Raw genomic sequence first — 18,886 nt, 5'->3', positions numbered from 1 at the left:
TTTTATATTTTAACGCATTATCGATGGAAAGAGTACAGTTTTTTTCATCACGTCGAATATTCCTCTCGGCGTAATGCGGATATAAGGCAGGTGTGTGCTCTGCAAAAAGAGCAGCGTATAGATCGGATCGCAGAATCGGTAGCCCCGCTCCTCCAGCAACGTCCTCAGTTTTTGCTCTTTCTCAAGCACTTCTTCATAATTCTCCGCGGATGCAGAACCGTTTAAGGCGAGGGGGATCTCATGCAGAATCTTCCCGTTTTCGGCAAGCACGATTCCGCCGCCGATTTCTTTCATCCGTGAGAAAGCGAGCAGGATATCTTCTTTATTTTTTCCGGCAGCGATAATATCTCCGGTTGTCGTGTAAGAACTGACAAAGCCCTGCACCCGATCGGCAAAACCTTTCAGCATTGTATTGACCCGCCATTTTCCATGCTTATCGAGAAGCGTGAGATAGCATTCATCATGATCAAAAGAAAGCTGGTCAACAGAATTATCAATCGCAATCATATACGGCTCCATAATGACGGCGTTGCGCATTATCACACCCATCGGCATTGAAAACTGTAAATCATCCATCGTCATATCATATGAAAGCTCAAGAGGGACAAGACCGCCCTTTTTCCAATCCGTTTCTGTAAACGCATTCATATTTCGGCCGTCTTCCCTCAGCAGGATGCCTTTGGAGATCACCGTGACCGGGTCCGGATTCATCGGGTCATCGAGAATGTTCAATGAAGCAAGCCGGCCCGGACCGATCACACCGAGAAAGTCATCCATCTGATAATACTTCGCGATATTAAAGGAGGCCATATTGTAGGCGTCAATCGCCGGAACCCCTTCCTCCAAAGCGATTTTGATTAATTCATTCGTCATGCCGCCTTTATAAAAATGCGGCGTCGCTCCATCCGTCGTGTAAAAGAAATGATCATAATGCCGGAAGCCTTTTTGATGGAGATCCTGCAAAATCGTTCTCAGATCAGGGCGGATGGATGAATGTCTGAGCGAAACATAGTAACCCAATTCAAGCCGTCTCATCACCTCGTCGCCATTCATCGCCTCGTGGTCAGAATCAGCCCCGAACAGTTTCATCTTCGTCAGTGTTTTTTCAGAAGCTCCGGGAAAATGCCCTTCTATCCGCTTGCGCAGTTTCTTTGTCGCCTGCATGCAATGAAGCATCAAGTCATCGCCGTCCATGAGGCGCGGCCATCCGGTCAATTCTCCGCCTTGAATGACATCCGGATGCTCAATCCATTGCTTGCGGACATCAAAAGAAAGGAGCTGGTCCTCATTCAGCACTTCAGTCTGCAGATCATATCTGGACCACCAGAAATATTGCACCGGCTGTTTTTTTAGTTCTTCCAATATAGTAAGCGCTTTCTTTTTACCGCTGTGCAAAAGAAAAAACAAGTTATCATTAACAAACGTCGTTGTTCCGAATTGAGACACATATTCGGCGAGCGTTTGGGGATTATATATTTGAAAAGGATGTGTATGCGGTTCAATGTAACCTGGCACAATGTATTTTCCTTCACAATTTATGGTATGAATGTGCTCTGCTGCATCAGGAAGCTCATGACCAACATATACAATTCGGTCTCCGTAAATCCAGACGTTCTTTTTCAGCCATTGTTTTAAAAAAGGATTTAATACGAGAGCATCCCGTAAAAGTAGCGTTGGAAGCAGCTTTGAGTCTACAACATCCGCCTGTGATCTGATGTCTTTATTTTTCCAGTTAAAGGTACGTTCGGACATTCACATACTCTCCTTCGCTTATATTAGACCCATCGTATCACATCCGCACAATTATCGCACGGCTAAAACGTTACAAATTATTGAAGATGAATGAAAAACTTTTTCTAAGGGAGCTGAAATGATGAAACCGAATATCAGTTTATTAAACGCCGTTATGCGCATCACTTGCGGCCTCACCATTTTGTCTGCCGCTTCAGCGAAATACACGAGAAAACCTTGGTGCAAGATGCATCTCTTCTGTATGATGATGGGCGCGATGAAAGCGGCGTCCGGCATCCTCCGCTTCTGTCCGGTGACATATATGTTCCAGACAGGAATGAATCAGGATGACAGCCATCAGCAAGAAAAATAACAAGCCGTTTCGGCTTGTTATTTTATTTTCTCCTGTTATCACGATTCCGAGAAGAACCATCTCTCACGGCAAATCGACAATCTTAGTCGTCATTCAGAAGAAAACCCGCATCTTTTAAGACGCGGGGGTTTCCTCTTTATCGCTGCGATGCTTTCAGCGCACGGGCGCCGATATCGCTTCTGTAAAACAGTCCGGGTTTTGTCAGCCCTGAAACGGCGCTGTACACTTTATCCCTCGCCGCTTCAAATGTCTCAGCAAATGCCGTGACATTGGCGACCCGGCCGCCGTTCGTAACAAATTGTCCGCCGTCTTTTTTCGTTCCGGCATGAAAAACGGCGATCCCGTCTTCAGCGGACGTCAAACTGCCGATCGGCGTCCCTTTCGCATAGCCTTCCGGATAGCCTTCAGAAGCCAGGACAACGCTGACCGCGGACGTATCCTTCCATCTTAGGTCAACATCTTTCTCATGCAGAAGATTTAAGAGCACCTGAATGAGGTCAGATTCCATTCTCGGCACGACGACCTGTGTTTCCGGATCTCCGAAGCGCGCGTTGAATTCAATGACCTTTGATCCGTCTTCCGTCAGAATCAGCCCCGCGTACAGCACGCCCGTGAAGGAGCGCCCCTCTTTCACCATTGCTTTTGCCGCCGGCTTCACAATCGTTTCGACTGCGCTTCTGACGATATTATCGGAAATGTGCGGCACCGGTGAGTAGGCGCCCATTCCGCCCGTATTCGGCCCTTTGTCTCCATCGAAGGCGCGTTTATGGTCTTGAGCGATGACCATCGGATAGACGGTCTCCCCTTTTACAAACGCCATTAAAGAAAATTCTTCGCCGGCGAGGAACTCTTCAATGACAACAGATGCGCTCGCCTCCCCGAATTTCTCATCCTCAAGAAAATCGTGCAGGCATTCAATCGCTTCTTCTTCCGTCATCGCGACTGTGACACCTTTTCCGGCGGCAAGTCCGTCCGCTTTAATGACAATCGGCGCGCCTTTTTGCTGTACATATGCTTTCGCCTCTTCAAATGAAGTAAACGTCTCGTACTCCGCCGTCGGAATGCCGTATTTTTTCATTAAATCCTTGGCAAACTGTTTGCTTCCTTCAATAATAGCCGCTTTTTCAGACGGTCCGAAAACAAGCAGTCCGGCTTTTTCAAACTGGTCGGCTATCCCTTCAATCAGAGGAACTTCAGGGCCGATAATCGTCAGCCCGACATGATGTTCTTTCGCAAACGCAATGAGTGCGGCATGATCGCTTTCTTCAATGTTGACCAGTGTCGCGCAGTCTGCCATACCGTCATTTCCGGGCGCGGCGTACACCGTGTCAACAAGCGGGCTTTGCGCCGTTTTCCAAGCCAATGTATGCTCTCTGCCGCCTTTTCCGATAATCAATACATTCACGCTTCGTTCCCCCCTTAATGTTTGAAATGTCTGATGCCGGTGAATACCATGGCGATTCCGTATTCATCCGCTTTTTTAATCGAATCTTCATCGCGGACCGATCCGCCGGGCTGGATAATCGCCGTGACACCGGCTTTTGCGGCTTCTTCGACTGTATCCGGCATCGGGAAAAACGCGTCTGATCCGAGCGCGCTGCCTTTTGCTTTTTCTCCGGCCTGCTCAATGGCGATTTTGGCTGAACCGACGCGATTCATCTGTCCTGCGCCCACACCGACCGTCATATGGTCTTTTGCAAGGACGATCGCGTTCGATTTCACGTGTTTGACGACTTTCCAGGCCAGCTTCAAATCTTCCCATTCCTGCTCGCTCGGCTCTCTTTTTGTCGGAATGCTGATGTCGGCGTCATCAAATCCATGGACGTCTAAATCTTGAATCAAAAGACCGCCCTGTACGGAAGTCAGCTGTTTTTCTTTCTTTCCTGATGCGGTCACGTCAAGCGTGAGCAGACGAAGGTTTTTCTTCGCCGTCAGCACGTTCAGCGCTTCTTCACTGAAAGAAGGGGCGATAATGATTTCTAAAAAGATGCCGTGAAGGGCTTCAGCCGTAGTCTGATCAACTTCACGGTTCAGCGCGATGATGCCGCCGAAAATGGAGGTTTTATCAGCTTCATACGCTTTATTGAATGCTTCCTCAATTGAAGCTCCCGTACCGACTCCGCACGGATTCATATGTTTAACGGCAACAGCTGCGGGTTCTGTAAATTCCCGGACGATTTGAACGGCCGCATCCGCGTCCTTAATGTTGTTGTAAGAAAGCTCTTTGCCGTGAAGCTGTTTTGCCGCCGCGATGGAACCGGAGACAGGAAGTGCGCTTTGGTAGAAAACCGCCTCTTGGTGAGGGTTTTCACCGTAGCGGAGCGACTGTTTTTTCTCAAAAGTAACGGTGAATTGCTCAGGGTCTTTCTCACCGGCCTCGCGTGTTAAGTAATCAGCGATTAATGCGTCGTATGCCGCGGTATGGCGGAATACTTTGGCCGCAAGCTCGCGTTTTCTTTTGAGCGAAACGCCGCCGTGTTCTTTCATCTCATTGAGCACGGAGCTGTAATCGGCCGGATCTGTGATGACCGTCACATCCTGATGGTTTTTCGATGCAGCGCGCAGCATGCCTGGGCCGCCGATATCAATGTTTTCTATCGCTTCATCGTATGTTACGTCTTCTTTTGAAATCGTTTCTTTAAACGGATAAAGGTTGACGACCACAAGGTCAATCGGTGCAATGCCGTGCTCATTGATCTGCGCCATATGCTCTTCATTATCTCTTACGGCAAGCAGTCCGCCGTGAATATTAGGATGGAGCGTTTTTAACCGTCCGTCCATAATTTCAGGAAATCCGGTCACTTCTGAAATGCCGATGACATCCACACCGTTTTCCTGAAGAAGTTTTTTTGTTCCTCCGGTCGAAATGACTTCGACGCCGAGCTCTGTCAGTTCCCTTACGAAAGGTACGAGATTTGTTTTATCAGAAACACTGATTAGTGCGCGTTTGATTGTCATGCCTTTTCACCTCTGTTATTTAGTCCCAGCAGCCGCTTCACAACGCTCGGATACCATTTGTGCTCAAGCTCGTGTATTGTATGCTCTATGTCTTCAAGCGTATCGTTTTCCTGTATTTCGAATGCTTTTTGCGCGATAATCGGTCCGGTGTCCATGCCTTCGTCGACGTAATGAACGGTAATGCCCGCCACTTTCACACCCGCCCGATACGCCTGTCCGACAGCGTCAATCCCAGGGAATGCCGGAAGAAGTGAGGGATGTATATTAATAATGCGGCCCCCGTATGCTTCAAGCAGCGTATCTCCAATCAGTCTCATATAGCCGGCGAGAACGATTAATTCCGCCCCGTGCAGACACAGCTGTTCAATAATGGCCCGTTCAAAGGCCGCTTTGTTTTCAAAAGATGACGGTTCAAAGGCGAATGACGGGATATGTAGAGCCTCCGCCCTTTCCGCCGCCTTTGCCTGAGGCTTATCCGTCACGAGAAGCGAGAGCTCCGCATCCCACTTCTCTTCTCTCATGCGTTTGGCAATGGCCTCGAAGTTCGATCCGTTTCCTGAAGCAAATACCGCAAACTTTTTCATGAAAGAGCCGCACCGCCGAAAGAAATGCCTTCGCCCCGCTTGACCCGGCCGATCAGATAAGCCTTCTCGTCCTGAGCTTCAAGCGTGCTGATGACGTCTGTCAGGTTTTCTTCTTTAACGGCAAGGACAAAACCGATGCCCATATTAAAGACATTGAACATTTCTTCTTCTTTCAGCTTGCCGTGCTCCTGCAGAAACGGAAAAATCGGCGGGATCGGCCATGAGCCGTGATCAATTTCCGCGCTCAATCCGTCCGGCAGCATTCGCGGGATATTCTCGATGAATCCTCCGCCTGTCACATGCGCCATGCCGTCCACCTTACCGCTTTTCACCGCCTTGAGCACCGGCTTCACATATATTCTCGTCGGTTCCAGCAATTCTTCTCCGAGAGGACGCGCAAACGGTTCATAGACAGTATCCAAATCAAGTCCGCCGTCATCAAGAAGCACTTTTCTCACCAGGGAGAATCCGTTGCTGTGAAGGCCGCTTGAAGTAAGTCCGATTAAGAGATGCCCCTCTTCGATATGTTCACCGGTGACGATTTCGTCTTTTTCCGCGACGCCGACTGAAAAGCCCGCAATATCGTATTCATCAGACGTATAAAGCCCCGGCATTTCCGCCGTCTCACCGCCGATAAGCGCTGATCCTGACTGCTCGCATCCGTCCGCCACGCCCTGAACGATCTGCTCAATTTTCACAGGATCAGCTTTGCCGACCGCCAAATAATCAAGGAAAAACAGCGGCTCCGCTCCCTGGGCAAGCACATCGTTTACACACATCGCGACCGCATCGACGCCGATCGTGTCATGCTTATCCATTGAAAATGCGAGTTTCAGCTTGGTGCCGACACCGTCTGTTCCGGAAATTAAAACAGGCTTTTGATACGGAAGCTCTGACAGATCAAACATTCCGCCAAAACCGCCCAGGCTTCCCATAACGCCGAGCCTTTTCGTGCGCTCCACGTGTTTTTTCATTCGTTTGACGGCTTCGTATCCGGCTTCGATGTCAACTCCGGCATTTTTATAAGCATCAGACATCCCTATCACTCCTTGTCAATTCGTTTCTCCTTAAAAGGCAGAAAGAGAAAGGCAGCCTGAATTCCCGCTGCCTTTATGTCATTTTCACATTTTATTTTGTCAGCACCGCTTCTTTTACGTGAGGAAGCACTGTATCCTGATAAATTTCCGTCGGATATTTGCCCGTAAAACAAGCGAGGCATTGTCCGCAATTGGTGTCTTCAAATTTTCGGCCGACTCCTTTTAACAATCCGTCTACACTTAAGAAAGAAAGCGTGTCGGCTCCGATGATCTGACGGATTTCTTCCACGGAATGAGAAGAAGCGATCAGCTCCTCATGGGTTGATGTGTCGATGCCGTAGAAGCACGGATGAGCGATCGGCGGTGAACTGATCTTGACGTGCACCTCTGTCGCCCCCGCTTCTCTGAGCATTGTGACAATCCGGCGGCTTGTCGTCCCGCGCACGATGGAATCATCAACCATGACGACCCGTTTTCCTTCGACAACACCGCGGACGGCGGACAGCTTCATTCTGACGCCTTGCTCACGGAGAGCCTGTGACGGCTGGATAAACGTTCTGCCGACATAACGGTTTTTAATGAGACCGAGTTCGTACGGGATGCCCGTTGCCTCGGCATAGCCGATGGCCGCAGAAATACTGGAATCAGGCACGCCTGTGACGACATCCGCTTCAACCGCTGACTCCTGGGCAAGCATTTTCCCGAGGTTTTTCCGGGCGCTGTGCACGTTAATGCCGTCGATATTGCTGTCAGGTCTTGAGAAATAAATGTACTCCATGCTGCAGATGGAACGGTTGATATTCATGGAAAAGCGCTCTGATTTCATGCCTTCATCGTTGATGATCAGCATTTCGCCCGGCTCTACCTCGCGAAGGTACGTTGCGCCGACGACGTCAAATGCGCACGTTTCTGAAGCGACCACATAAGCATCGCCCATGATGCCGATTGACAGCGGTCTGAGTCCGTTCGGGTCAAGCGCTACAATCATCTCTGTTTCTGTCATGATTAAAAAGGCATAAGCGCCTTTCAGCATAGATAGCGAATTTTTGATCTGATCCTTCAGCGAAAAGTGTCCGCTGCGTTTAATCAGATGAGCCAGCACTTCCGTATCGGAGGAAGTCTGAAAAATGCTCCCTTGGTTTTCAAGCTGCTGCTTCAACTGTGTGGCGTTGACCAAGTTGCCGTTATGGGCGAGCGCGAGGCTGCCGTTGTTTTGCGAACGGAACAGGAGCGGCTGAACATTTTCATATCCGCCCCCTCCAGCCGTTGCGTAACGAACGTGCCCGATCGCGCCTTTTCCCTTTACTTTGCTGAGCTCGCCGTTTTGAAATACTTCAGTAATCAGCCCTTGGCCTTTGTGCGCCGTCAGTTTTTCGCCGTCAGTCGCGACAATTCCCGCGCCTTCCTGCCCTCTGTGCTGGAGGCTGTGGAGGCCGTAATACGTAATTTGCGGGGCTTCTTCATGTCCCCAGATGCCAAACACACCGCATTCTTCATTCAGGCCTTTGATTTCAGCAAGCATGGAATAGCTCCTTTCCACGCGCGCTCAAGTTCTTTCGTTTGCGCGTGAACCAATTGTTGTCCGTCCTGGTTTTGAATCGCCAGAAGTCCGTCAGCCGTTACCTCACCGATATGAACCGCATCAGCCGCAGCTGCTTCAAACGCCGCTTGGTGTTCTTTTTTGACCGAAACGACGAAGCGGGATTGAGATTCAGAGAATAATAACGCCGCTTCCCCTTCAACAGTCACGTTGGCGCCAAGGTTTTCCGTCGTCATGACGCTTTCAGCAATCGCTACGCCTAAGCCGCCTTCTGATACGTCATGCGCGGATTGAACGAGGCCTTTTTTAATTGCGTCAAGCAATGCTTTTTGGCGTGACAGCTCTATATCAAGATCGATTTGCGGCGCTTTGCCGTAAATGCGGCCTTCTGTCATTTTTTGCAGTTCGCTTCCGGCAAACTCAGGTTTTGTTTCGCCGATCACGTATACAAGATCCCCCGCTTGTTTGAAATGCTGTGTCGTAATATGAGCGGTATCTTCAATTAAGCCGACCATGCCGATAACAGGCGTCGGGTAGATGGCCGTTCCGTTCGATTCATTATAAAGTGATACGTTACCGCCGATGACGGGTGTGCTGAGAACATTGCACGCCTCGCTGATGCCGTCGGCCGCTTTTTCGATCTGCCAGAAAATTTCAGGTTTTTCCGGGTTTCCGAAATTCAGATTATCCGTGACCGCAAGCGGTTCGGCGCCGGAGCATACGATGTTGCGCGCCGCTTCGGCAACGGCGATTTTTCCGCCTTCTTCTGGATCAAGATATAAATAACGGGCGTTGCAATCCGTCGTCATCGCCAGCGCTTTTTTCGTGCCGCGGATTCTGAGCACTCCCGCGTCAGAGCCGGGAGCGACCACCGTATTTGTGCGCACCATGTAGTCATATTGATCATACACCCACTCTTTGCTGGCGATTGTCGGCTGCTGCAGCAGGTCAAAAAGCGTCTCTGTCGCATCTTTCACTTCAGGCGCGGCAACTTCTGTTTCCTGAAACTCGCGGTAGTACGCAGGTTCCGCTGACGGTTTGTGGTATACAGGCGCCTCTTCCGCCAGCGCGTCGACCGGAAGTTCGCAAACAACCTCTCCGTTATGGCGGAGGCGGAGCATTTTATCATCCGTAACATGACCTACGGAAACCGCTTCAAGATCATATTTATCAAAAATATCGACAATTTCCTGTTCACGTCCGCGTTCAATGACGAGAAGCATGCGTTCCTGAGACTCGGAAAGCATCATTTCGTAAGCGGTCATACCCGTTTCCCGCTGCGGAATGAGATCAAGGTTCATTTCAATGCCGGAGCCGGCTTTGCTTGCCATTTCAGCACTCGAACTTGTCAGACCGGCCGCCCCCATATCCTGAATGCCGACTAAGGCGTCGCATTGGATGACTTCAAGGCATGCTTCCAGGAGAAGTTTTTCCATGAAAGGATCGCCGACCTGCACGGCAGAACGTTTTTCTTCAGATGAATCTGACATTTCTTCTGATGCGAAAGTAGCGCCGTGTATGCCGTCGCGGCCCGTTTTAGCGCCGACGTACATGACCGTGTTGCCGACACCTTTCGCCTGGCCTTTTTTAATATCTTTATGATCAATCAAGCCGACGCACATTGCATTGACAAGCGGATTGCCTTCATAGCTTGCGTCAAACTGCACTTCTCCGCCGACCGTCGGGATGCCGATACAGTTTCCGTATCCCGCGATTCCCGCCACTACTTCTTCAAACAAGTACTTCACACGAGGTGAAGTGAGTTCACCAAATCGAAGAGAGTTTAATACAGCTATCGGACGGGCGCCCATTGAGAAAACGTCACGGATGATACCGCCCACTCCGGTCGCAGCACCCTGGTATGGCTCAAGCGCTGACGGATGGTTATGCGATTCAATTTTGAACACGACCGCCTGATTGTCACCGATGTCAACGATTCCCGCGCCTTCTCCGGGACCCTGCAGCACGCGTTCGCCGCTAGTCGGGAATTTGCGTAAAACCGGTTTTGAGTTTTTATAGCTGCAGTGCTCTGACCACATCACGGAAAAAATCCCGATTTCCGTGTAGTTCGGCAATCTTCCGATAGTAGATTCAATGAGTGCGAACTCGTCATCACTGACACCCATTTGCTGATAGAGTTTCTCTTCTTTTATTTGTTCTTTACTTGGTTCAAGCAGTAGCGACATGAGTTTCCCTCCAATTTTTCACGATAGACCGGAACAATGTAAGACCGTCTGCGCTGCCGAGCAGTTCATCGACTGCGCGCTCAGGGTGAGGCATCATGCCTAATACGTTGCCTTTCTCATTCACGACGCCGGCAATGCCGCTGACGCTTCCGTTAATATCGCCGCCGTATATGAAGGCGATTTGATTGTTTTCTTTTAATCTTTCAAGCGTTTCGTCATCACAGTAGAAATTGCCTTCGCCGTGGGCAACCGGAATCGTAATCGATTGTCCTTTTTCATAGGAAGATGTGAATAACGTATCGCCGTTCTGCACGATTAATTCAACCGGGCGGCAGATGAACTTTAAATCTTTGTTGCGTCTCATGGCGCCGGGCAGAAGTCCGAGCTCCTGCAGAATCTGGAATCCGTTGCAGACGCCGAGAACCGGTTTTCCTTCGGCAGCCGCTTTTTTCACGGCCGGCATGATGTTTGCGAATCTGGCGATGGCGCCGCATCTCAAGTAGTCGCCGTATGAAAACCCGCCGGGGATGAGCACGCCGTCAAATCCGTCAAGGCTTGTTTCCTCGTGCCAGACATACTCGACTTCTTCGCCGAGTTCGTCCTTTACGGCGTGAAACATATCAATATCACAGTTGGAGCCGGGTAACACAATCACCGCAAATTTCACTGTGCGACAACCTCCTCAACTTCATATCGGTAGTCTTCAATGACTGTATTGGCAAGAAGCTTTTCACACATTTCTTTCACGAGCGCGTCAAGATCGCGGTCAGATTTTTCGATCGTCAGCTCCATGTATTTTCCGATGCGCACATCCTGCACTTCATTGTAGGTCATGCTGTGCAATGCATGCTGCACCGCGCTTCCTTGAGGATCGAGCACACTTTCTTTTAAGCTGACATAAACTTTCACTTTATACATTATGAAATGCCTCCCAGTCTTTTGAAAATCTCTTCATATGCGTCGGTTAAGCTTCCCAGGTTCCGTCTGAACAAATCTTTATCGAGCTTTTCGTTTGTGTCTTTGTCCCACAGACGGCACGTGTCAGGAGAAATTTCATCCGCTAAAAGCACCCGTCCCTCTCCGTCTAAGCCGAATTCCAGCTTAAAATCTATTAATCTGACGCCGCAGCCTTCAAAAATATGCTGCAGCTCTTGATTCACCTGGTTTGTAATCGATTTGATCGTTTTGACCTGCTCAGGAGCCGCTGCTTTTAAGAGCCAGATATGATCTTCAGTGATGAGCGGATCACCCAGTGCGTCATCCTTGTAGTAAAATTCGATAATCGGCTGCGGAAGCTCAGTTCCTTCCGGGATGCCGAGACGTTTCGACATGCTTCCGGCGGCAATGTTTCTGACCACGACTTCAAGCGGAATGATGCTCACTTTTTTGATGAGCTGCTCTGATTCTGAAACACGCTCCACAAAGTGGTTGTCAATTCCTTTGGCGTGCAGATGTTTGAAAATCAGGCTTGAAATTTCATTGTTCAGACGGCCCTTTCCGCTGATCTCCGCTTTTTTCTCACCGTTAAAGGCTGTTGCGGAATCCTTGTAGACCACGCGGAGAATCTGTTCGTCTTCAGTTTGATAAATTCGTTTCGCTTTTCCTTCATAAAGAAGATTATTGTTCACAATATTCACGGAAGGCCTCCTAACCCGAATGTTGGGAATATTCAATCTAAGGCGGCTGAAGAAGCCGCCTCCGGCTGGCTTCTTCTATAAACCTAAACGCTCAAAGATCAAGTCGACGTTTTTCAGATGATAATTGTAGTCAAAGCAATCGGCAATCTGTTCCGGTGTGAGGCGGGACGTGATTTTTTCCTCCGCTTCGACAAGCTGGCGGAACGGCACTTGTTTTTCCCACGCTTCCATCGCTTTCGGCTGAACCGTGTCATATGCTTCTTCACGAGGCAGACCCGTGTCGATTAAAGCGAGCAGCACGCGCTGAGAATAGATTAAACCGAGTGTGCGGTCCATGTTGCGTTTCATATTTTCCGGGAATACCGTTAAGTTTTTGACGATATTGCTGAATCGGTTCAGCATGTAATTCAGCGCGATTGTCGCGTCAGGAAGAATGATGCGTTCAGCTGATGAATGAGAAATATCACGCTCATGCCATAACGGTACATTTTCGTATGCCGTCAGCATGTACCCGCGGATCACGCGCGCCATGCCCGTCATATTTTCCGACCCGATCGGATTCCGTTTATGAGGCATAGCCGATGAGCCTTTTTGTCCTTTTGCAAAAAACTCTTCCACTTCACGTGTTTCACTCTTTTGCAGACCGCGGATTTCCACTGCGAATTTTTCAATGCTCGTCGCGATCAAAGCCAGTGCCGCCATGTAATCCGCATGACGGTCGCGCTGTAATGTCTGAGTGGAAATCGGCGCCGCTTTCAGGCCGAGTTTTTCGCAGACATACTGCTCTACGAACGGATCAATATTTGCATATGTGCCGACCGCGCCGGAAAGCTTCCCGACTTCGATCCCTTCTTTTGCCTGCTTGAAACGTTCAAGGTTGCGTTTCATTTCTTCGTGCCAAAGCGCGAGCTTCAGGCCGAAAGTCGTCGGTTCCGCGTGTACGCCGTGCGTGCGGCCCATCATGACCGTATATTTATGTTCTTTCGCTTTTTCTTTTATAATGTCAACAAATCTCTCAATGTCCTTGAGCAAGATCTCATTCGCCTGTTTTAATAGATAGGAAAGAGCGGTATCCACGACATCTGTTGACGTCAGGCCGTAGTGGACCCATTTTCTTTCTTCGCCTAATGATTCTGAAACCGCGCGGGTAAATGCAACGACGTCATGGCGCGTATCCTGCTCGATTTCCAAAATGCGGTTGATGTCAAAAGACGCGTTTTCGCGCATGACCTTGACGTCTTCTTTCGGAATGACGCCAAGCTCAGCCCAGGCTTCACAGGCTAAAATCTCGACTTCCAGCCATGCCTGGTATCTGTTTTCGTCCGTCCAGATCGCGGACATTTCAGGTCTTGAATAACGTTCGATCATTATGCTCGTCCTCCGTCTCTTTTCATCCATATGTTCGTGATGTCCTGAATCCATGTTTCATCAGGCTTCCGCAAAAATGTCATATGCCCCATTTTGCGGCCTTTTTTAATCTCATGTTTTCCGTACAGGTACAGTTTGGCTTCTTTTAAAAGCTCCGTATGCTCCTCCGCAAGCTTCACTTCATCACCGAGCAGATTCACCATCATCCCCGGTTTGAGAAGATCGGTTCTGCCGAGAGGAAGTCCGCAGACTGCTCTGATGTGCTGTTCGAACTGGCTCGTTTCACAAAGGTCGAGCGTATAATGCCCGGAGTTGTGAGGACGCGGCGCCAGTTCATTGATCAAAAGGTTTCCGTCTTCTGTGACGAACATTTCCACCGCAAGCGGCCCGACAAGCTCCAATTTCTCCGCGAGCTGAACGGCAAGCGCCTCTGCCCGCTTTTGAACCGTTTCCTCCGCTCTCGCGGGCACGATGCTTTGGAACAGAATATTATTTTTATGGATATTTTCAGCAGCCGGAAAGGTTGAAATCTCACCGTGAGCCGATCTCGTCACGATAACGGAAAGCTCCATCCGGAATGATACCCAGCTTTCCAGTATGCACGTGCCGTTTTCTAGCAGCGCGGCCGCTTCATCTGTCTGTCCTTCTTCCTTAATGACAAATTGGCCTTTGCCGTCATATCCGCCGCGGCATGTTTTCAGCACCGCCGGGAGCCCCAGTGCCTGAACAGCTTCCTCAAGCTCCCGTCCGCTGTTTACGATCCGATAAGGAGCGACTTGACAGCCTGCTGACTGGATCGCCTTTTTTTCCGTTTCCCTGTTTTGGGTGATAAGCAGCAGCTCGCTTCCCTGGGGAAGATATGCATGTTCTTTGAGCCAGTTGAGCGCCTCGTAATCGATATTTTCAAATTCGTACGTAATGATGTCACTGACTCCGGCCAATTTTTGAATCGCTTCACGGTCATTATACTGGGCGGTAATCTCAATATCGGCGATCTGTCCGCATGGCGAGTCTTTCACGGGATCGACGACTGCGACTTTATAGCCCATCTGTTTTGCGGCGACAGCCATCATTTTTCCGAGCTGTCCGCCTCCGATAATGCCGATGACGGCGCCGGGATAAATCGTTTTTTTATCAGACAAGCTGATCACTGCTTTCCAGCACCGTTTGTTTTGTCGCATTTCTTCTCGCCTCTAGTTTATCCGCAATGTCACCGTCAAATGCCGACAAAATCTGCGCGGCTAACAGACCCGCGTTCACTGCGCCCGCTTTTCCGATCGCCGTCGTCGCGACCGGCACGCCGCCGGGCATCTGTACGATAGACAGAAGAGAATCAAGCCCGTTAAGCGATTTTGTCTGAACCGGTACGCCGATCACCGGCAGCGTCGTTTTGGCCGCCGTCATCCCCGGCAAATGCGCCGCTCCACCAGCTCCGGCAATAATGACTTTTAAGCCTCTGTCTCTGGCGCTTTCTGCATATTCAAACATCAAATCAGGCGTCCGGTGCGCGGATACTACCTGTTTTTCATAAGGAATGTGAAGTTCGTCAAGTATGTCGCATGCATGTTTCATTGTCTCCCAATCGGAGGTGCTTCCCATGATGATTCCTGCTAGCGGCTGCATTCTGTTCCCACCTTCTCATGCTTTGTTTTTCAGAAAAAAAAGCCCGGCTTATATTGCAACTATGAGGAAGCAATACAAACCGGGCATGGCGCGCGTATCGTCAGTCGTTCGCTTCTGCGATATCCATGTCAGCTGTTTATCACTTTCCTGCATAGTCCGGCCGTTTACGGCAGCCGGGTAGAAACTTATGGGCCATATTCCCAAGATTATATGAGGTCGTGTTTTGATTTCATGTTTATCTTAACAACGGACTTGGATAATGTCAACGACATTATCGAACGATATAAAAATTCTTTCTTTTAATGTTCGTGTTTAGATCAATTTCCCTTCAAATACGATTTTTTTCCCGCAAGGAACGACTTGAATTGATCCATTTTCTTTCTTTTCTGTAAAGATCGGCTCTTCCATCCGCCGGACGGGCATATAACCCTCTTCCTTCATTAAAGTGAGAATGGTGTCAATCGTTTCATCTTCTGTTACTTCAAACCGTTTCTTTTTTGGCTTTGTCATTCCTTAATTCTCCTCTTCTTCACTGCTTTCACCCAGAATCCGCCGTGGATCGTTTTCGGCTCAAAGGCGATGATAAACGCTTTTTCATCAAGCGTTTTAATCGTATCATAAAGCTGAAGCTCATATTTGCGCGGCGTCAGAATCTGCATGGCGGTCCGGTCTCCTTCAAGTCCGCCCGCAACCCAGCTTGTAACACCGTATCCTTTTTCCCGGAGCTGTTTCGGCAGGTCCAGATCAAGCTCTTTCGTAATGACGTTGACTGTTATGTAGCCGAGCGCCAGTTTTTCTTCAATTTTCATTCCCACTATGACGCCGAGGCCGTAGCCGAGCGCATAGGCAATGACGTTTTGAATTTGATTCAGATTGCCGAGAACGAGACTCAGGCCGGTCACATATACAAGGATTTCAATCGTACTGATGCCTGCGGCGAAATAGCGCTGTCCCTTTAATGTCAGAATCATCCTGATCGTAAAGAAAGAGACATATATAATGTTAATGATGAGAATAATGAGAACCATACCTATACTGTTGGATAAAATTGTCTGCATCACTGATTCCCCTCCTCTGACTTTGAAAAGCCAATCTTTCAATTAAGGATAGTTTACCCTCTTTTCATCATTTTCAAAAGAAAAAAAAGCCCGCCCCGCAAGGCAGACTTTCAAGCTCTTATCAGTGAAGCTCGGCTTTTTTCAATCGTTTGACGGCTTCATATTCCTTCTCAAGTTCACTCAGCGTGTATCCGGACAGTTCCTGAACATGGTCTTGATAAAACCCAGAGCGGATCAGTTTTGTCCTCAGGTGCTGTTTTTTCCGATTAATGGCTTCTCGCAACAACGGGGCCATCTTCATCATCCCTTTCCGAATCATAAAGAGTAGTGCCGCTTTCGAATTGCTGTTGCTCTCATCATATCTCGGCCGGGTCCTCAAAACAACACGCTTTATTAGAAAAATTTGTAAACATTGTGAAAGACAAATTTCGACTTATAAAGGAATCAGCGAAGCAGTAAAGTACTCGGAAATGAGCGGCCATGTCACAGCCGTAAAAACGAGCATGATGATGACCGCCGCGGAAATACAGTACATCACGTCAGCCGCAGGCTTTTCAGCCGATTTGTATAGAATCTGCACAAACTGCACCATCGCCGAGGCGGCCAGAAACAAGGTCAGCGCTGTAAACACCACGGTGATGACCGGCAGATTCAATATCGCGAAAATCATCCACACGATAGAGCAGGCGACAGCCGGAACCAATAGCGATCCGACTCCCGCGGCCGCATCCCGCATCGTAATTTTCTGCTTCATCATATAACGTGATACAAGCCAGACCGCTCCCGCCGCAGCGGCAAAAAAGACGAGCGTATACACGAGAACGACGGTAAAGCCGTCAAAAAACGTATGATGCCGCTCCCCGTATCCGAGAGGCCTTTGCTGGCTTGCCCTCAGCTGAAACCAATTTCCGATTGAGAAAAAGATACTGAATACAAGCATTGAAATAAGAGCATATTTAAAGCGGGAAAAGCCGTCTTCCCCAACGACCTTCACCGGTGATGTCAAAATGCGCAGCGCGAAACGGCAATAACGTTTGACAGCGGCCCATGCAGAAGCGAGTTTTTCTGTAAAAGCCGGAGCCGGGCGCCGTTCCTTTTCTTTTTTCTTTTGCTTTTGATAACGTCCCGCATTTCTGGACATTCTCGACAGCGGTTCTTCATCAGTTCCCTGATGCTGTTTTTCTTCTTCCAACGTTTCTTTTCTTTCTTCCGTCATGTCAGCAACTCCTATCAAAAAAATACGGCGGAATTTGTTAAGCAAGAAAATAAAACACTTATATAAGGTACCGAAGCGGCCTTAAACAGTCAAGCGGTTTTCTTCACCCGGACACCCACATGACGTTTTATAGTATGTATTGGTTTTACGGAATAGGACAAAAACAAAAAACCGGCTGTCCTCAGCCGGTTTTTCCGTTATTTCAAGAAGATGAAATACAGGATAAAGATGACGAACAGCCCGTACATAATCGGGTGAACGCTTTTTCCTTTTCCTTTGCAGATCATTGTAATCGGGTAGAAAATAAAACCGATCGCAATCCCCGTCGCAATACTGTACGTCAGCGGCATCATAATCATCGTTAAAAATGCCGGAACAGCCACCTCGAATTTATCCCAGGCGATCTTACCGAGCGGCGCCACCATCAGCGCGCCGACGATAATTAAAGCCGGAGCCGTCACATTCGTGGTGACAACTGACAGAAGCGGCGAGAAAAACATCGCCAGCAAAAAGAGAATGCCCGTCACAATAGCCGCGAACCCGGAGCGCGCCCCCGCCGCAACGCCTGAACTGGATTCAACATAAGAAGTCGTTGTAGACGTACCGAGTACGGCTCCGATAACGATTGATGTTGAATCTGCCAAAAGCGCTCTTCCCGCACGCGGAAGTTTGTTTTCCTTCATCAATCCGGCCTGTGTCGCTACAGCTACCAGCGTACCGGCCGTATCGAAAAATCCGACGAACAGGAACGTTAAAATGACAATCAGCATTTGTACGGAGAAGATATCCGGAAGGTGCATCCACGCCTGTCCGAAAGTCGGCGCAAGACTCGGCACGCTGCCGACAATGTGTGTCGGAACCGGAATCAGCCCGCAGATCATACCGGCAACCGCCGTCAGAAGCATTCCGATAAACACGCCGCCGTTTACGCGAAGCACCATCAGAATGACCGTCACAATAACACCGAAAACCGTCAGCAGCACAGGGCCGCTGTGAATATTGCCGATAGACACCAAAGTCGATGAGTTCGCTTCAATAATGCCCGAACCCTGCAAACCGACAAATGTGATAAACAAACCGATACCCGCGCCGACCGCCAATTTCAGCTCAGGCGGAATCGCATTAATGATTTTTTCCCGCAATCCCGTCAGCGAAAGCGCCACGAAGATAATTCCGGAAATCAAGACGCCGGAAAGCGCAGCCTGCCATGAAATCCCCATGCCGAGTACGACAGAGAAGGCAAAAAACGCATTTAATCCCATACCCGGCGCAATCGCGATCGGATACTTTGCAATGAGCCCCATTAAAATACAGCCGGCCGCAGATGCCAAGGCTGTAGCGGTGAACACCGCGCCCTGATCAATTTTTAATGCTTCTGGAAATCCTTTCACACCGTTTAAAGACAATGTCAGCGGATTGACGAACAGAATGTACGCCATTGACAAAAAGGTCGTTAAACCGCCGATGATTTCATTACGATAGCTTGTCCCCAGCTCATCAAACTGAAAAAATTGCTTCAAGCCAATTGCCTCCTTCATTCTCTCCCATTTATTCTGCCCGTTATCCGCCAAATAA

At 49.2% G+C, this 18,886-nt stretch carries 20 protein-coding genes and 1 riboswitch; of the genes, 2 read left to right on the top strand and 18 right to left on the bottom strand.

Features of this window, described 5'->3' with window-relative positions:
• Positions 1-9: 9 nt before the first annotated feature.
• Positions 10-1,752, bottom strand: a complete 1,743-nt coding sequence (locus ACWJJ5_RS16280) for an adenine deaminase (protein WP_003155748.1) — start codon at positions 1,750-1,752, stop codon at positions 10-12.
• A gap of 121 nt (positions 1,753-1,873) precedes the next feature.
• Here ACWJJ5_RS16280 and ACWJJ5_RS16275 point away from each other — a divergent pair, with 121 nt between their 5' ends.
• Positions 1,874-2,104 (top strand): YgaP family membrane protein, encoded by a 231-nt coding sequence (locus ACWJJ5_RS16275; RefSeq protein WP_017419030.1) that lies wholly within the window; start codon positions 1,874-1,876, stop codon positions 2,102-2,104.
• On the top strand, positions 2,079-2,222 hold the full coding sequence (locus ACWJJ5_RS16270; RefSeq protein WP_164672385.1) for a hypothetical protein: 144 nt from the start codon (positions 2,079-2,081) through the stop codon (positions 2,220-2,222). The genes ACWJJ5_RS16275 and ACWJJ5_RS16270 overlap by 26 nt, the downstream gene beginning before the upstream one ends.
• An 18-nt stretch (positions 2,223-2,240) precedes the next feature.
• Here ACWJJ5_RS16270 and purD read toward each other — a convergent pair whose 3' ends face one another.
• The 17 genes from purD to ACWJJ5_RS16185 form a co-directional block, all read right to left on the bottom strand.
• On the bottom strand, positions 2,241-3,509 hold the full coding sequence (gene purD / locus ACWJJ5_RS16265) for a phosphoribosylamine--glycine ligase (RefSeq protein ID WP_255764166.1): 1,269 nt from the start codon (positions 3,507-3,509) through the stop codon (positions 2,241-2,243).
• 14 nt (positions 3,510-3,523) lie between these two features.
• Complete coding sequence (purH, locus tag ACWJJ5_RS16260) at positions 3,524-5,062, bottom strand: bifunctional phosphoribosylaminoimidazolecarboxamide formyltransferase/IMP cyclohydrolase (protein ID WP_160249086.1); 1,539 nt, start codon at positions 5,060-5,062, stop codon at positions 3,524-3,526.
• Entirely contained in the window at positions 5,059-5,646 is a 588-nt protein-coding gene (purN, locus tag ACWJJ5_RS16255; RefSeq protein WP_454022540.1) for a phosphoribosylglycinamide formyltransferase, read from the bottom strand. Before purN ends, purH begins: the two co-directional genes overlap by 4 nt.
• Entirely contained in the window at positions 5,643-6,683 is a 1,041-nt protein-coding gene (gene purM / locus ACWJJ5_RS16250) for a phosphoribosylformylglycinamidine cyclo-ligase (RefSeq protein WP_454022539.1), read from the bottom strand. Before purM ends, purN begins: the two co-directional genes overlap by 4 nt.
• A gap of 91 nt (positions 6,684-6,774) precedes the next feature.
• On the bottom strand, positions 6,775-8,205 hold the full coding sequence (gene purF, locus ACWJJ5_RS16245; RefSeq protein ID WP_060674456.1) for an amidophosphoribosyltransferase: 1,431 nt from the start codon (positions 8,203-8,205) through the stop codon (positions 6,775-6,777).
• Positions 8,181-10,409: a phosphoribosylformylglycinamidine synthase subunit PurL gene (gene purL / locus ACWJJ5_RS16240; RefSeq protein WP_454022538.1), complete on the bottom strand. Its 2,229-nt coding sequence runs from the start codon at positions 10,407-10,409 to the stop codon at positions 8,181-8,183. The genes purF and purL overlap by 25 nt, the downstream gene beginning before the upstream one ends.
• On the bottom strand, positions 10,393-11,076 hold the full coding sequence (purQ, locus tag ACWJJ5_RS16235) for a phosphoribosylformylglycinamidine synthase subunit PurQ (RefSeq protein WP_198863519.1): 684 nt from the start codon (positions 11,074-11,076) through the stop codon (positions 10,393-10,395). Before purQ ends, purL begins: the two co-directional genes overlap by 17 nt.
• Complete coding sequence (purS, locus tag ACWJJ5_RS16230) at positions 11,073-11,327, bottom strand: phosphoribosylformylglycinamidine synthase subunit PurS (protein ID WP_003155758.1); 255 nt, start codon at positions 11,325-11,327, stop codon at positions 11,073-11,075. The genes purQ and purS overlap by 4 nt, the downstream gene beginning before the upstream one ends.
• Entirely contained in the window at positions 11,327-12,046 is a 720-nt protein-coding gene (gene purC / locus ACWJJ5_RS16225) for a phosphoribosylaminoimidazolesuccinocarboxamide synthase (RefSeq protein WP_146283754.1), read from the bottom strand. Before purC ends, purS begins: the two co-directional genes overlap by 1 nt.
• A gap of 75 nt (positions 12,047-12,121) precedes the next feature.
• Positions 12,122-13,414 carry an adenylosuccinate lyase gene (gene purB, locus ACWJJ5_RS16220; protein WP_007408896.1) on the bottom strand — a complete coding sequence of 431 codons (1,293 nt, stop codon included), beginning with the start codon at positions 13,412-13,414 and terminating at the stop codon, positions 12,122-12,124.
• Complete coding sequence (gene purK / locus ACWJJ5_RS16215; protein ID WP_454021865.1) at positions 13,414-14,595, bottom strand: 5-(carboxyamino)imidazole ribonucleotide synthase; 1,182 nt, start codon at positions 14,593-14,595, stop codon at positions 13,414-13,416. The genes purB and purK overlap by 1 nt, the downstream gene beginning before the upstream one ends.
• Positions 14,549-15,037 (bottom strand): 5-(carboxyamino)imidazole ribonucleotide mutase, encoded by a 489-nt coding sequence (purE, locus tag ACWJJ5_RS16210; protein WP_003155768.1) that lies wholly within the window; start codon positions 15,035-15,037, stop codon positions 14,549-14,551. Before purE ends, purK begins: the two co-directional genes overlap by 47 nt.
• A gap of 132 nt (positions 15,038-15,169) precedes the next feature.
• Positions 15,170-15,271: riboswitch (purine riboswitch) on the bottom strand.
• Positions 15,272-15,349: 78 nt separating this feature from the next.
• A complete protein-coding gene (locus ACWJJ5_RS16205; RefSeq protein ID WP_007609843.1) occupies positions 15,350-15,547 on the bottom strand; it encodes an NETI motif-containing protein in 198 nt (65 codons plus the stop codon).
• Positions 15,544-16,098 (bottom strand): DUF2179 domain-containing protein, encoded by a 555-nt coding sequence (locus tag ACWJJ5_RS16200; RefSeq protein WP_014469850.1) that lies wholly within the window; start codon positions 16,096-16,098, stop codon positions 15,544-15,546. Before ACWJJ5_RS16200 ends, ACWJJ5_RS16205 begins: the two co-directional genes overlap by 4 nt.
• Before the next feature lie 118 nt (positions 16,099-16,216).
• Positions 16,217-16,390 (bottom strand): Fur-regulated basic protein FbpA, encoded by a 174-nt coding sequence (locus tag ACWJJ5_RS16195; protein WP_003155777.1) that lies wholly within the window; start codon positions 16,388-16,390, stop codon positions 16,217-16,219.
• Between the two features lie 138 nt (positions 16,391-16,528).
• Positions 16,529-17,311, bottom strand: a complete 783-nt coding sequence (locus tag ACWJJ5_RS16190) for a hypothetical protein (protein WP_014304542.1) — start codon at positions 17,309-17,311, stop codon at positions 16,529-16,531.
• Between the two features lie 197 nt (positions 17,312-17,508).
• Positions 17,509-18,831: an NCS2 family permease gene (locus ACWJJ5_RS16185; RefSeq protein WP_088461587.1), complete on the bottom strand. Its 1,323-nt coding sequence runs from the start codon at positions 18,829-18,831 to the stop codon at positions 17,509-17,511.
• Positions 18,832-18,886 lie beyond the last annotated feature (55 nt).

The organism is Bacillus sp. JK74 (genome assembly GCF_053663395.1).
This window is presented reverse-complemented; position numbering and strand designations above follow the sequence as displayed.